Annotated in this window: 12 protein-coding genes; 6 read left to right on the forward strand and 6 right to left on the reverse strand. The window is 46.4% G+C overall.

Annotation, left to right across the window (positions count from 1 at the left end):
* The first annotated feature begins 397 nt into the window (after positions 1-397).
* Positions 398-3,016: an endonuclease MutS2 gene (locus JGK14_RS06465; protein ID WP_325314888.1), complete on the forward strand. Its 2,619-nt coding sequence runs from the start codon at positions 398-400 to the stop codon at positions 3,014-3,016.
* Positions 3,017-3,229: 213 nt separating this feature from the next.
* A complete protein-coding gene (locus tag JGK14_RS06470) occupies positions 3,230-4,171 on the forward strand; it encodes a DNA-methyltransferase (RefSeq protein WP_293204576.1) in 942 nt (313 codons plus the stop codon).
* Here the strand turns inward: JGK14_RS06470 and JGK14_RS06475 are convergent.
* Both JGK14_RS06475 and JGK14_RS06480 read right to left on the reverse strand, forming a co-directional pair.
* A complete protein-coding gene (locus JGK14_RS06475) occupies positions 4,134-4,682 on the reverse strand; it encodes a hypothetical protein (protein WP_293204578.1) in 549 nt (182 codons plus the stop codon). The genes JGK14_RS06470 and JGK14_RS06475 overlap by 38 nt on opposite strands.
* Complete coding sequence (locus JGK14_RS06480; protein WP_293204579.1) at positions 4,675-4,884, reverse strand: helix-turn-helix domain-containing protein; 210 nt, start codon at positions 4,882-4,884, stop codon at positions 4,675-4,677. Before JGK14_RS06480 ends, JGK14_RS06475 begins: the two co-directional genes overlap by 8 nt.
* 166 nt (positions 4,885-5,050) lie before the next feature.
* Between JGK14_RS06480 and JGK14_RS06485 the strand changes: the two genes are divergently transcribed.
* Both JGK14_RS06485 and JGK14_RS06490 read left to right on the forward strand, forming a co-directional pair.
* Positions 5,051-5,869: a DUF3038 domain-containing protein gene (locus JGK14_RS06485; protein ID WP_442921433.1), complete on the forward strand. Its 819-nt coding sequence runs from the start codon at positions 5,051-5,053 to the stop codon at positions 5,867-5,869.
* Positions 5,870-5,962: 93 nt separating this feature from the next.
* On the forward strand, positions 5,963-7,567 hold the full coding sequence (locus JGK14_RS06490; protein WP_293231042.1) for a DUF4335 domain-containing protein: 1,605 nt from the start codon (positions 5,963-5,965) through the stop codon (positions 7,565-7,567).
* Positions 7,568-7,896: 329 nt separating this feature from the next.
* On the opposite strand, the gene JGK14_RS06495 is transcribed toward JGK14_RS06490, so the two are convergent.
* Both JGK14_RS06495 and JGK14_RS06500 read right to left on the reverse strand, forming a co-directional pair.
* Entirely contained in the window at positions 7,897-8,292 is a 396-nt protein-coding gene (locus tag JGK14_RS06495; RefSeq protein WP_293174505.1) for a VanZ family protein, read from the reverse strand.
* A 217-nt stretch (positions 8,293-8,509) separates the two neighbouring features.
* Entirely contained in the window at positions 8,510-9,433 is a 924-nt protein-coding gene (locus JGK14_RS06500) for a nucleoside hydrolase (protein ID WP_293211526.1), read from the reverse strand.
* Positions 9,434-9,628: 195 nt separating this feature from the next.
* On the opposite strand from JGK14_RS06500, the gene JGK14_RS06505 reads away from it, so the two are divergent.
* The gene (locus tag JGK14_RS06505; RefSeq protein ID WP_325314868.1) at positions 9,629-11,605 is read left to right on the forward strand and encodes a S9 family peptidase; all 1,977 of its coding nucleotides are present in this window, start codon (positions 9,629-9,631) and stop codon (positions 11,603-11,605) included.
* Positions 11,606-11,959: 354 nt separating this feature from the next.
* Positions 11,960-12,178, forward strand: coding sequence for a hypothetical protein (locus JGK14_RS06510; RefSeq protein WP_293156610.1), 219 nt, complete (start codon positions 11,960-11,962; stop codon positions 12,176-12,178).
* A gap of 129 nt (positions 12,179-12,307) precedes the next feature.
* Here the strand turns inward: JGK14_RS06510 and JGK14_RS06515 are convergent, their stop codons facing one another.
* Positions 12,308-13,099: a universal stress protein gene (locus tag JGK14_RS06515; protein WP_293174520.1), complete on the reverse strand. Its 792-nt coding sequence runs from the start codon at positions 13,097-13,099 to the stop codon at positions 12,308-12,310.
* 55 nt (positions 13,100-13,154) lie between these two features.
* Positions 13,155-13,997, reverse strand: a complete 843-nt coding sequence (locus tag JGK14_RS06520; protein ID WP_293174523.1) for an ABC transporter ATP-binding protein — start codon at positions 13,995-13,997, stop codon at positions 13,155-13,157.
* Between the last annotated feature and the right edge of the window lie 66 nt (positions 13,998-14,063).

The following is a 14,063-nucleotide window of genomic DNA, read 5'->3' on the forward strand; positions in this document are numbered from 1 at the left end:
TTGGGCAGGAGTTACTGGATAATGATTTGGATTGCGGGCCTACAGTTGCATCGTTTTGCCAAACAGGTATCAGTAGAATGTATAATTTGAGACGGCGAACCCAAAAATACAAATTCTCGCCTTGCTAATTTGTCACCCGCCCGCAAACAGATACCAGCCCCCGACAGGAGTCGTGGAGATCCTACAATTTTAGACCCTGTTCAAGCTCGCAGATTCACCTGTGCAATAAATCTCAAATCTCAAATCCAAACATGGAAAATAGACTGACGGTTATCCCAGATACTTTCTCAAGTTGCGCCCGGAAACCATAAAAAACTTTAAAATTAATTAATAGTATCGTCAAATGAACCTTCTCGGTCAGCGCCTGGGAATGCCAATCACCAACACCACCTCAACTTTGATTCAATCCGAAACACTAGAACTATTAGAATGGCCGCGCCTGTGTCAGCACTTGGCTACCTTCGCTGCTACTAAACTCGGCGTCGCGGCCGCCCTCGACCTCCAAATCCCAGCAACTCAAGCTCAAACAGCCGAACTCCTAGCCCAAACTCAGGAAGCTTATCAGTTAGAAAGCCGCGCTGGGGGTGCTTTGAGTTTTGAGGGCATCCAAGACATCGGCTCTACCCTGCAACGAGCCGAACTTCAAGGTTTGCTCGGTGGCGAAGAATTGCTCGCGATTGCTACTACACTCGCAGGAGCAAGGCAATTGCGCCGGATAATTGACTCGGCGCCCGATGTCCCGACGCTCAAAGAACTGGCATCGCAACTGCGGACTTATCCCGAAATCGAGCAAGAAATCCATCGCTGTATAGACGATCGCGCTCAAGTAGCCGATCGCGCCACTCCTAAATTAGCAGGAATTCGAGTGCAAATGCGACAGTTGCGCGATCGCATTTATCAAATATTGCAAGGAATTTTACAGCGCCAATCCAACGCCGTCCAAGAACAGGTAATCACCCAAAGAAGTTCGCGCTTTGTGATTCCGGTAAAAGCTCCCCAAAAAGATGCTATACCGGGCATCGTTCACGACTCCTCCGCCAGCGGCGCGACACTGTACGTAGAACCCCACAACACAGTCAATCTTAACAACCAAATGCGGCAGTTGCTCCGGCAAGAACAAGCCGAAGAAGAAGCAGTCCGCCGCGCCCTCACCGAGCAAGTCGCAGCAGTCAAACCAGATTTAGATAGATTGGTGGTGGTAGTAACAACTATAGATTTAGCTGCGGCTAAAGCGCGCTACGGTTATTGGCTCCAAGCAAACCCGCCGAAATTTATCGACTTGGGAGAGCCAGAATTAGCACCAAAAAATACAGAAAAATTAGATGATGAAAATTCGAGTGATGAAAATTTAGATGAGGAACAACCAGAAAAAAGCCAAGTATTAATTCGGAATCTGCGATCGCCAATTACCCTCCGTCAATTGCGCCATCCTTTATTAGTTTGGCAGCAACAGCACGAACAAGGCTTTGCAGTCGTTCCCGTCGATTTAACAATCAGCCCCCAGATCCGCGTCGTCGCCATCACCGGCCCCAACACCGGTGGCAAAACTGTCACGCTCAAAACCTTGGGATTGGCAGCTTTAATGGCGAAAGCAGGAATGTTTGTCGCCGCCCGCGAACCCGTAGAATTGCCTTGGTTCGACAATATTCTTGCTGATATTGGTGACGAACAATCTTTGCAGCAAAGTTTGTCTACTTTTTCCGGCCACATCCGCCGCATCAGCCGCATTTTAGAAGTTTTGCATAATAAATCGGAAGGGGAAAGTGCAGGAGAAGGAGAAGAAAATTCCCAATTCCCAATTCCCAATTCCCAATTCCCAATTCCCAATTCCCAATTCCCAATTCCCAATTCCCAATTCCCAATTCCCAATTCCCAATTCCCATCAGAAGGCAGTGCATTGGCGATCGCCCTATTGCAATATCTCGCCCAACATTCGCTGCTAACAGTCGCAACTACCCACTTTGGCGAACTCAAAGCCCTCAAATATCAAGACGCCCGCTTTGAAAATGCCTCAGTAGAATTTGACGACAGTTCGATGCAGCCAACCTATCGCTTGCTGTGGGGAATTCCCGGACGTTCCAACGCCCTAACTATTGCTAAAAGACTCGGTTTGCTAGCATCGATAGTCGATGAAGCTCAAACCTATGTCGGCGGAGCATCTCAAGATGTCAATCAAGTGATTGCTGGACTCGAAGCCCAGCGCCGGAGACAGGAAACCAAGGCCAGAGAAGCAACTCAACTGCTGCACCAAACCGAAAAACTGCACAAGGAAGTTTCTCAAAAAGCAGCGGCTTTGCAAGAGCGGGAGCGAGAACTAAAAATAGCTCAGGAAGTGGCAGTAAATGAGGCAATAGGATCGGCAAAATCAGAAATTGCTCAAATTATTCGTCGCTTGCAGGCGGGCGACCAAACGGCTCAAAATGCCCAAATAGCGACAGAAACCTTAAATCAAATTTCCCAAAAACACCTGCCCTCTCGGAAACAACCGGCGAAACCGAAACCGGGTTTTATGCCAAAAACGGGCGATCGTATCCGCATTCCCAGCTTAGGCCAAACCGCCGAAGTTCTCAGCGGGCCAGATGCTAACGAAGAGTTGAGCGTGCGGTTTGGGATTATGAAAATGACCGTCAAACTAACAGAAATTGAATCCCTCGACGGTCAAAAACCGGAAACTAAGGCTCAATTAGCCAAGGTTGCAGCTCAAGCAGCCGCTACCGCCAAAGCTAAACAAGCAGCGTCGGAACCAGCAAAACCCAATCCCGAAATTGCCATCCGCACTGCTAATAATTCGATCGACCTTCGGGGCGCCAGAGTCTCCGATGCCGAAATCGAAATCGACAGAGCTCTTTCCAAAGCAGTCGAATACGGTGCGCTGTGGATAATTCACGGCAAAGGTACAGGACAGTTACGGCGCGGGGTTCACGAGTTCCTCGATTCTCACCCGCAGGTTTCCCGCTACGAGCTCGCCAGTCAAAAAGAAGGAGGTGGAGGTGTGACCTTGGTTTATTTGAAATAGTCAGGATTTACACATTTCCGGTTGATATCAAATCCGGTACCATCGGAATTATTAGTAGTCGAAATTAGGAGACGGCTTGGCCTTAGTCCCTACAATTAATCTGGCGTAGGGACTAAGGCCAAGCCGTCTCCTCGCTTGTCATTCCGGCGCAGCCGGAATTGATATGATATAAACACCATAAAGTATCATATTGAGTAACTAACTGCCTGACTAATGAAAAAAACTCCCTCAAATGAAGTTTTGGTTGGCGACTGTCGTGAAGTGATGAAGACATTGCCAGAAAATTATATTTCTGCGTGTATCACTGACCCACCTTACAATTATGAATTTATTGGGCATAAATGGGATGACTCAGAAATTCAAAGACGTATTGAAAAAGTCAATGACAAAGGAAGTAAAACCCTTGTTAAAAACATTCCATATGGCAGTGGTTTAGCAGGTGGAGTCAGAAACGAAAAATGGTATCAAAGGAATCGTAACAACACTCTGGATTATGAAAAGTGGTGCTTTGAGTGGGGCGAGCAGCTTTTTCGGATCTGCAAACCGGGTGCGACAGTTTTAGTTTTCAACAGCACGCGGACTGTTGCTCACGTACAAGTAGCACTTGAAAGTGCTGGTTTCTATGCGAGAGATATGCTTGTTTATAAAAGATCCAGTGGTATCCCTAAAGGTGTCAATATCAAACAACAGTTGGAGAAGAAAGGATATGAAAATCCTGAAAAATGGGATGGTTGGCACAGTTGTCTGAGGAACGAATGGGAAGCAATCTGCGTACTTCAAAAACCACTGGTCAATAATTACTTGGAAACTCTACAGGAGTATGGTACTGGTCTATTTTATACTAAAGATCGGTGCGGTGGTTTTCAGTCAAATATTTTAGAAGGTATACAGCGTGAGAAAACCGAGGAGTTTAACGTTCATTGCACAGTCAAACCGATCGCTCTAATGAGAAAGTTGGTTGAAATATTTGTACCGCGTTTGGAAAATTCTATTCTAATCGATCCTTTCGCAGGATCGGGAACTACATTACTGGCGGCGCAAGAATTTGGGATTAAGTATGTTGGCATTGAAATAGTACCTGACTACATAGATATTATTAACAAGCGCCTTGATAGTTTCATCGGTGTACAGGGAATTCTCCCACTCTTTCAATAAGAAATGACTTTAAATCAAACCCACTTATTGTTTGTATAAACTCAAACGAAGCATCGCCAGTATAAACTCTCCAAGTCCCTACTTGGCACGCTGTAATAGCTGCGGACAAATTATCTTGTCTAAGTATTAAAAAAACTGGCTCATAATTATAGGTACGAAGTAGTTGGCCATAGGATTTAAACTTTTTCAGTGTTCCAGAATCTCCTGAGCCAATACGATATTTTGTATCTATCGCATACCCATCAACAATTAGATCGCACGGCTCATCGCTTCCCACTTTAAATGCTGGCTGAAAACTACTGCAATATGTTTTGCACGTTTCAATAACTAACAATTGCCAACACATACCTAACTCGCGCCCCCAATATTGCCTATTTTCTCTTTTTATTATGGGAGAAATACCAAACACATCCATTAAAATATCGTGTTCTTCATTCTCTTCTGCGTAAACTTTCTCGGTAAATGAATTTTGGTATTTTGCTAAAATTTGATCTAGTTTTCTTTCAGTCATCAGTTACCAGTTCAGCTAAACTAACGGATAATGCTTTGGCTATTTTGTTTGCATTCAGCAGCGTTATATTCCTTTCTCCTCGTTCAACAGAGCCAATATAAGTACGATGTAATTCAGATAGTTCTGCAAGCTGATCTTGGGAAAGATTTCTGAGCTTTCTGAAATGTCTAACTTTTTTGCCAAATTGCTCCGTAATATCCATAGATTGCGCCAGATTAAGCAATGACAACTATAATCTGACAGACTATAAGTAGCGACAGACTATAAGTAGCATTCGAGAATGCTAAGAGTTTGGCCTTGATATAAGTTCCGATCGCCTCAAAACACTGATTTGATTTCGGTCACTCTGCGGCGTAGGATGGTTGGGGGTGAAAATTTTTGGGTTTTGCTGCGGTTGGGCGATCGAACTTGCAACCGCAACTTTCAACTCGCAAATCCGTCCAGCAACTAGGATTGCCGGAATCAAAGCCACGAGTTATGGAGAAAAATTAACAGATCAGCTTTTGTCCGGCCACAAAGCTTGCATTACTGCATACTGTCGATATCCTGCATCAACCTGTCTTATTTCCCGTGCCCAAGCCATGCGCTCGACTGTAAAGCCCTCCGCTCCCACAAACGAAACGGGCCCATCTCCCAACTGGGAAGAATTGACCCAAAAAGCACCAGAACCTACCCAGTTGGACAACATTAAAGCCCAACTGGATTTAGTGCTGTTAGCCCTAGAAGCCCTGGCAGAAATTGGCTCAGAGGCGATGCTCAAGGTAGCAGCCGAACTGAATTTAGAGCCAATGGTAGCCGATCGCGTAGCTTTGTGGCGGCTGCGCCAATCGAACCCGCTGCGAAAAGGCCAGGGAGGACGGAAAAAACTGGATGTGGAGGAAGCTCGATCGCTCGTTTTGATAAGCTGTAATTTGGCAAAACAGCATCAAGCTTTAATCCGCCGCGCCGTGGCCTTGCTCGAACAAATGGCTGAGCAAAACCGCGAACCTCACACAGTCGCTTTGTTGGGAGACTATATTGATAGGTTCAGCAACACTTATGCCGATCGCATGGAAGATGCAGAAACTTTATCGGCAAAAGAACTAACTAATTTGGCCCTGAAACTCCTGATCGATTTGCTGTTTTACAGCAGTCCCGGCGGCCACCGGCGCCTCTGGCTCGCCCTCCTAGATCGTGCTAAGAATTAGTCACCAGTCATTAGTTATTGGTTATTGGTTATTAGAACAAACAAATAACAAATAACAAATAACAAATAACAAATAACATACAGTCTTCTTGCTATGGCTCTCAAACGCTACACGCCCCCCACTTGCACGCTGGAAATTACAGCCAAAAGTTCGCCTCTATCTCGTTGGGCGGGCAAACCCGTGTTTAAATCTTTAAATTTTGAGTTGCGACTAGATGACCCCAGGCTACCAGATACCGAACACGTTACTCTCAGGGGCGATCGCAATCAACTCGAAACCCTCCACGAAGCAGTCACCAACTACGTCCAAAACTTCCTCGGCGAAGCCCGCGATTGGGACAACAACCTCAACTCCCAAACAGGTTTTACCATAGCCCCAGACTCGCCAGAAGTCGCGCGCAATGTCGTTACATTCGATCGACCCCCCAACGCATCCGAACTAGCAACCGCCGCCCCAAACACTACCTACCTGCCAGTCCCCCCCCGCCTAGAACCCCGCGGCTTGCTAGCCCACAACTTGTTCTTAGGCTCATTGAGCGCCGCCGAATCCGGGCCGGAAGTACACTTGAGTACCCTCCAACTCTTTGACTTGGCCACCGCACTAGATGACTGCGCCGCCGAAGTCATGGCAGTCCCTAACCTCAACCGCGATCGCCCAGAAGCGAAAGCATTACCATGGTTGAATATCGCAGCAATCCTAGTCGCCAGCGTCGGAATGACCACGGGAATTGTTAAAATGCTCGATCGATCGTCCTCCAACACCTCCCCAACAACCGCCACAGCCCCCGTCACAGCCCCCACCAACCCACAATTTACCCCCGCACTCCCGCAGCCCCAAATACTTGCCGGCGCCACCCCCAGCCCAGTTCCCGCCCCCACCACATCCCCCACCACATCCCCAACAGCAACACCAACAGCCGCAGCCACACCAGGCTTACCCCCCCTACCGCCCCCGCCCATCAACACCGCCGCCGCCACCCCCAGCCCCAGCTTGCCCCCTATCGCCCTAGCCCCAAGCCCAAGCACCAACAAACCCAGCCCCATCCAGCAGCCACCCCTGCTATTCCCCCCCAACAGCAGCGCACCCGCAGTATCACAGAGCGCCCCAGCCTTCCCCCAAGGGCAAATCATCACAATTCCCGATCCCGCAGGGCCCCCAATTGCCGCCCCCCAAGCACCCTACCTGCTGCCCCCCATACCGCCGAGACTAGCTCCCGCCGTACCGCCCCCCCTGCCACCATCCCTATCTGCATCGCGATTCCCAGTTCCCCCACCGCAATCATTCCCCCCCCTCCCCCAGCCTATTTCCCCCCCCAGCACCGAACTCCCACCCCTTGAGGACACTAAACCGCAAGCCGAGTCTGAGGACAACAACCGGGCTACCGCCAGCAAAAAAAACCGCACCTTATTTGACACAATTCCCCAAGTTTCAGAAGCTAGAACCTACTTTGAGGAACGCTGGAAGCCACCAGAAGGAATGGAACAAACCTTAGAATACAGCCTGCAAATCGATGAAAACGGCTCAATTCAAACTATTGTCCCGATGGGCAAAGCAGCCGCCGATTATATCGATCGGGCTAGTATGCCCTTAGTCGGCGAGCCCTTTGTTTCTGCCGTTACTCATGGAAAAAACCCGAAAATTCGAGTAGTCTTAAGACCAAACGGTCGAGTACAAACCTTTTTGGAAGAGACTAATTGATCCCTCGCAAACACATTTTATTGACATTTGCTCCATTTTATGCTGCCAAAATATCCTTATACCAAAAAAGTCCTAGGGTGTGGATCCACCAACAATCCCTAGCTAATTTAATAGCTACGCACCCGATCGCAATGGTTGGATAATACATAAACACAACATTAGTCGATCGCCCCCATCAACCGATGCGCCGAATATCACCCTACAAACTCAACTTCTTCCTTCTTCCTTCTTCCTTCTTCCTTCTTCTTTCTTTCTTCCTTCTTTCCTTCCTTCTTCCTTATTCTTATTTCTTCCTTGCATCCGTTACATCCGTTACATCCGTTACACAATCAGTTGCCGAACTTTCCTTTTTCTTTATCCCAAGCTTCTCCAATCCAATAAAAAACTACAATACCCGCAAAACTCGCTAAAAAATCTTCAATACTAGCAGTACGATTTGGCAAAATAGCTTGCAGCATTTCTTCCCCAGCAGTGAAAATAGTAAACAGTGCTGGCCCGAAAGGAATTGGATAATTCAACACCATCATCATTTTTTTGCCCGTTGCTCTATGGCACAAAAAAGATGCTATTCCGTACAAAATAAAATGTCCGAGTTTGTCATAAGGCGGATGAGCCAGAGGAAAGTTAGTTAACTTTCCCATATCTGCTACCAGCATGATACTGAGAATAATTAACAAGTACAAAACACACGCAACAATCCAGAATTTTTTTGAGGATAATTTCATCGGATTTTTTCCACTATCGACAATTGACGAACCGAGTCCACGCCGCTTACCGCAATTTTGTTGGATTTGTGAATGAGATTTTTTTTGATTAACCGCAGAGGGCGCAGAGGGCGCAGAGAAAGAGAGGAAAGAGAAGATAGCGTAAATATTTGAGTTAGGGCGGGTTTTGTAGGGATATTTTTGGCTAACAACCCGCCTCTACCAGATATTGTTATGCTTAACGCGCCCACTGTTGCAATATGTAATTGTAAAACTTTTCCGTATCTACTCGATCCATTGCTTGAATTTTTCGCCCTCCTGTTTCAACTTTTGTACGCCCTTGACTGACACCTTCGGTAACTATTTCGGTTTCCCATTCTCGCAGTTCGTAAAATTCTGGATGTACCAAATAAGCCGTTGCCAAAATATCCCAAAAATAGTAATCTTGAGATATTGCTAAAGCATAACACTGTCCTGCTAAATCGGAGATTGAATATTTGCGCTGTCTGGCTAAGCGATTAGAAAAATCCACAGTCAGCGGTACATTATTGGTGATATCTAAAGGACACATCACAACGGGAATTTGTGTTTGCCAAATTCTCTCAATGGCTATCGGATCCCAGTAAGCATTCCATTCCGCCGACATATCTTGTCCCGGTTTCATATCTTTGCTAACATTGCCTATAGCGTTGAGCGCCCCTCCCATCCACACAATTTCTTTGATTTTGCTTTCAATTTCTGGTGCAATATCTAAGGCTTGTGCCACTGTTGTTAGCGGCCCCGTTACCATTAATGTGACCGGTTCCTTTGCATCCCGCAAAACTCCCACCATAAAGTTTTGTCCGGGTTCTGATATTAACGGTGTGTCAATGGTTGCTTTTTCATTTAGAATGGGAAGTCGATCGCACGCAAAGGAATCTCGCCTAAACAACACCGGAAATGGATTCAATCCCCGCACCGTACTCGCCGCCACTGGCACCTCTGAACACCCCATCAAATCGAGGATTTTGCGGGTTGCACTCACGGCTGGCTGAATGTAGCAATCCGCCGGAGTGACAATTACTCCCAGAGTTTGCACTTCCTCCATTGTCATCAGCAACACGACTGAGAGATAGTCGTCAACTGCACCGTCGTGATCCATTAGTACCAATTTTTTCGACATTCTGCTTCCCCGTGACTGAATTCCTGTAAAGTACAAATATAAATTTATGTTAGTCCTCAACGCACGGGTGACTAGAAACCGGGTTTTTTACGAAAATACTTTGTTGCAACTTGCAGATTATGCAAAAAACCCGGTTTCTTTGTCGAGAGTGCGTAACTCCTGTATTTGTGCGTCAAACAAAACAACCTAAACTATATGAATACAGTATCACCTTACGGCTCTTGGAAATCTCCCATTACCTCAGATTTAATTGTTTCGGGAACTGTCGGACTCGGACAAATTGCTATTGACGGCGACGCTATTTACTGGGTAGAAGGACGGCCCTCGGAAGCAGGACGAAGCGTCATCGTGCGGCGCACTCCCGACGGTAAAATAGCTGACGTAACACCGCCTCCGTTCAACGTTCGCACCCGCGTTCACGAATACGGAGGCGGTGCTTTTGCAGTTGCTGGCGACACTATCTATTTTTCTCATTTTGCCGACCAAAGAATTTATTGTCAAACATTAAATTCTCCACCAGAACCCTTGACACCTGCTGCTAAGTGTTGCTACGCAGATGCGATTGTTGACAAGCAAAGAAATCGCCTGATTTGCGTGCGCGAAGACAATGCAGGTGAAGGCGAATCTGTGAATACAATTGTTAGCATTAATTTGGATGACGGCGCAGATATTCAAATCTTAACTCAGGGCAACGATTTTTATGGTTCCCCTCGTTTGAACCCTGACGGTTCTCAACTTTCCTGGATTTGTTGGAACCATCCAAATATGCCGTGGGATGGCACCGAATTGTGGGTGGCAGAAATTAATGTTGACGGTTCTTTAGGTGAAAAAAACTTAGTTGCTGGCGGAGTTGATGAGTCGATTTTTCAGCCGGAATGGTCGCCCGATGGAGTTTTGTATTTTGTTTCTGACAAATCGAACTGGTGGAATTTCTATAGAACCCCCCTCAATCCCCCCTTAGCAAGGGGGGAAGCAAAAATAGAAACAAGCTTGCGCGAACAACCAGAAATTGAACCTGTCTGCGAAATGTCCGCTGAATTCGGTCTCCCTCAGTGGGTTTTTGGAATGTCAACCTATGCTGTTGTGTCGGAAAGTCAAATTATTTGCACCTACACTCAGCAGGGAAAGTGGCATTTAGCGAGTCTCGATTTAGCGACAAAGCAGTTGACAAATATTGAGACAGGTTACACTGATATTTCGTCGGTGCAAGCGCGCGGAGAAACGGTAGTTTTCCTGGCAGGTTCGCCGATCGCATCTACTGCTATTGTACAGCTAAATTTAGCCACAAGTCAACGGAAAATTTTGCGAAAGTCGAGCGATTTAAACATCGATTCTGGTTATCTTTCTGTACCGGAACCGCTGGAATTTCCCACCGAAAATGGTTTGACTGCTTTTGGCTTCTTCTATCCTCCGAAAAACCAAGACTTCGCTGCACCTGAATCTGAAAAACCGCCGTTAGTTGTCAAAAGCCACGGCGGCCCGACTGCTGCTACTTCTAGCAGCATGAATTTGAAAATTCAATATTGGACGAGTCGCGGTTTTGCGGTGCTTGATGTCAACTACGGTGGTAGCACTGGTTACGGCCGGGAATACAGAAGAAGGCTGCAAGATAGTTGGGGTATTGTTGATGTTGATGACTGCGCTAATGGTGCTAAATATTTAGCCGAACAGGGTTTGGTAGACGGCGAAAGAATGGCGATCGCCGGAGGCAGTGCAGGGGGCTACACAACTCTGTGCGCTCTGACTTTCCGCGATGTGTTTAAGGCCGGTGCGAGCTATTATGGAGTTAGCGATTTGGAGGCTTTGACAAATGATACTCACAAGTTTGAAGCGCGGTATCTGGATGGATTGATCGGGCCTTATCCTGCACGAAAAGATTTGTATGTAGCTCGATCGCCCATTCATGCAGCCGAAGGTTTATCTTGTCCCGTTATCTTCTTTCAAGGATTGGAAGATAAAGTCGTGCCGCCCAATCAAGCCGAAATGATGGTAGAGATATTGAAAGCTAAAGGTTTACCGGTTGCTTACGTTGCTTATGAAGGGGAACAGCACGGTTTTCGTCGCGCTGAAAATATTAAAAGAACTCTTGATGGGGAATTCTATTTCTATTCCCGCGTGTTTGGGTTTGAGTTAGCTGAACCGGTGGAACCAGTGCCGATTTACAATCTTTAACAAAAATTAACGTTGCAGTTGCTCTGTTTGCGATCGAACGCAACGGGATCATCTCAGTTTTGCATTTACAGTGCTGCCCCGCTCAAAAAATGCTTCGTAGTACGGACTTCAGTCCGCTCTTTAAAAATGCTTCTTGCAAAACTGAGATGATCCCAACGCAACTGTAAAATTGAATCATAATTCGCCAAGATTAAATGTGATTTCGTTCACAAATTCTGATGTTTATTATCACAAATTTTGCTGTTTATTATCACATCTTTTCAGGCAATATACCGAGAGAATAAAATAGTCCGATCGATCTCTGTTACCGCAGAAAAGATCGATCGCGCGATGTCGAGTTGAGAGTCAATCTCTATGCAAACCCCTGTCAACCTAATTCCATCTGCTTTGGGCGAGTTGTTTGCCGAAGTGAATCATAGAGGCTACATTACTGTAGCCGATCGCTACGGTTTGCTGGCGGCTATTTTTGACGAGACTTTGACTGAGGATGACAAACGCTCTATCGATCGCCTCCTGCGCTCTGTCTGCCGGGGCAGGATAAAATTAGTTGATGAACTTTCTGCGATCCGATAAGCATTCAACAACCCTTAATAACACTCATCAATCTAGCGTTTTTGAAGCAAGAGAAGCACCAACCGCGCAGGGATCTTAACTCGCTCGCGCTATAAAATCTCACCTCAGAGGCTTCCATTTCCCACAAGTTTAACGTGCAGGCATAGCTGTAGCCAACTGCAAGTTGCTCAAACTTTCTTCGGGCCCCAAATCCATCGGATAGCTGAGTGCGGCAGGAATCCCCAACACGCAGCAGGGAAAATTCTTGCCGAGTTGCCTAACCAGCGGGTGGTTGCGAGAATTGCAGCCTAAAAATAGTAAATTTGCCGATTCTAATTCTACCACATTTCTCAATTCTGTCGCAACTTTACCGATGCGTAAATGAGCTTTGAATAAACCGCGCCATTCCTCAGCCAAACAGCGGGCTTGCCACAGCAACTTATCTGCTACCTCGTACTCATTATTTTGACAGAAAATTGCCCGAAAATAAGGCGGATCGATCCAGGTCGCTCGCTGGGATACCGATTGGATTTCGGCTGTAGGTAATGCGATCGCAGGCGCTGCACAGTAAAGAGCCGATTTTTCCTCTAAATCCGACAGTTGGGGCTTCGTAGCCCAGGCATTTTCCACACCCAAACTACAAGTATTTTCATCGTAAATGTTGGGAGTTTCGTCGAGTACGTAGACGACTTGCACCGTGACTTCTTGAGTTGTTACTAAACGAGTTTGATGAGCAATCCAAAGGGTAATATCGAGAGCTGTTTGACTTTGAGGAGAACTGTTGTAACCCACAATAAAATTGATAGATTTTGTCGGTTTTGTCGGTTTTGACTTTTTCTTAGAAACAGGGACTTTTGACTCCGGCAGCAACACCATTTCTTCCGCTAAGTTTTGGCATCCTAATGCACTTTCAAAACGCGCTAAAATTGTTTTGAGATTCACAGGCTAGACCTCTCTTAAGTGAATTTTTTTGTCGGTTCTTCTAGTCGCCCTTGGGTTATTCGTCTTGAGTAAAGTAGCGATCGAGAAAATTCAAAGCGTAGTTTCGCAGTTCGTAATATTCCTGAGATTCCCGCAACTCCTGGCGATCGCGCGGATGCGAAAACGGCACTGCCAAAATCTCGCCGATTGTCGCCGCCGGGCCGTTTGTCATCAACACAATGCGATCGGACATATAGATAGCCTCGTCCACGTCGTGGGTAATCATCATTGCAGCTTGTCTGTGATTTTCCCAGATATCGAGCACCTGTTTTTGCAACTTGCCACGAGTCAGAGCATCCAGCGCTCCAAATGGTTCGTCCATTAATAACATCTTCGGCCGAAGTGCCAAAGCTCGCGCAATCCCAACCCGTTGCTTCATGCCCCCTGAAATTTGATCGGGATATTTATCTGCTGCTGCTGTTAAGTTTACCATTGCTAGGTGTTCATTGACAAGGCTAATCTTCTCAGCGCGGTTGAGATTTTGCAAAACTTCATCAACTGCTAGGCGAATGTTTTCCCGCACCGTCAACCAAGGCAGCAATCCGTAGTGCTGGAATACCATCATGCGATCGGCTCCAGGTTTGCGAATTTCCTTGCCTTCTAGTGTCACAATTCCGCCGCTTTGTTTTTCCAAACCTGCTACTATTTTCAGCAGCGTCGATTTGCCACAACCCGAGTGACCGATTACTGAAATAAATTCGTCAGATCCAATACTTAAGTTGATATTTTCCAAAACGCTAAATTCGCTGCCATCAGCATTTTTATACGACTTGAACAAATTGTTTATTTCCAGAAAATTAGCAGATTTGCTGTTAACTTTGTCGTTGGTGGGGGTAGATGTAGAAGTAAATTGAGTCACGGTATTCTCCTAACAAGTAGTAAAGTAATTTAATTTAACTGCCACTGCCTAAAGCCTCAAATTTAG

It is taken from the genome of Microcoleus sp. PH2017_28_MFU_U_A (assembly GCF_020738035.1).
GTDB lineage: Bacteria > Cyanobacteriota > Cyanobacteriia > Cyanobacteriales > Microcoleaceae > Microcoleus.

Bases quoted from the DNA above. Each gene is read 5' to 3' on its own strand.
- JGK14_RS06480 (WP_293204579.1), bottom strand. From the start codon at position 4,884: ATGGATATTACGGAGCAATTTGGCAAAAAAGTTAGACATTTCAGAAAG.
- JGK14_RS06500 (WP_293211526.1), bottom strand. From the start codon at position 9,433: ATGTCGAAAAAATTGGTACTAATGGATCACGACGGTGCAGTTGACGAC.
- JGK14_RS06490 (WP_293231042.1), top strand. From the start codon at position 5,963: ATGGCTCTCAAACGCTACACGCCCCCCACTTGCACGCTGGAAATTACA.
- JGK14_RS06470 (WP_293204576.1), top strand. From the start codon at position 3,230: ATGAAAAAAACTCCCTCAAATGAAGTTTTGGTTGGCGACTGTCGTGAA.
- JGK14_RS06475 (WP_293204578.1), bottom strand. From the start codon at position 4,682: ATGACTGAAAGAAAACTAGATCAAATTTTAGCAAAATACCAAAATTCA.
- JGK14_RS06495 (WP_293174505.1), bottom strand. From the start codon at position 8,292: ATGAAATTATCCTCAAAAAAATTCTGGATTGTTGCGTGTGTTTTGTAC.
- JGK14_RS06505 (WP_325314868.1), top strand. From the start codon at position 9,629: ATGAATACAGTATCACCTTACGGCTCTTGGAAATCTCCCATTACCTCA.
- JGK14_RS06510 (WP_293156610.1), top strand. From the start codon at position 11,960: ATGCAAACCCCTGTCAACCTAATTCCATCTGCTTTGGGCGAGTTGTTT.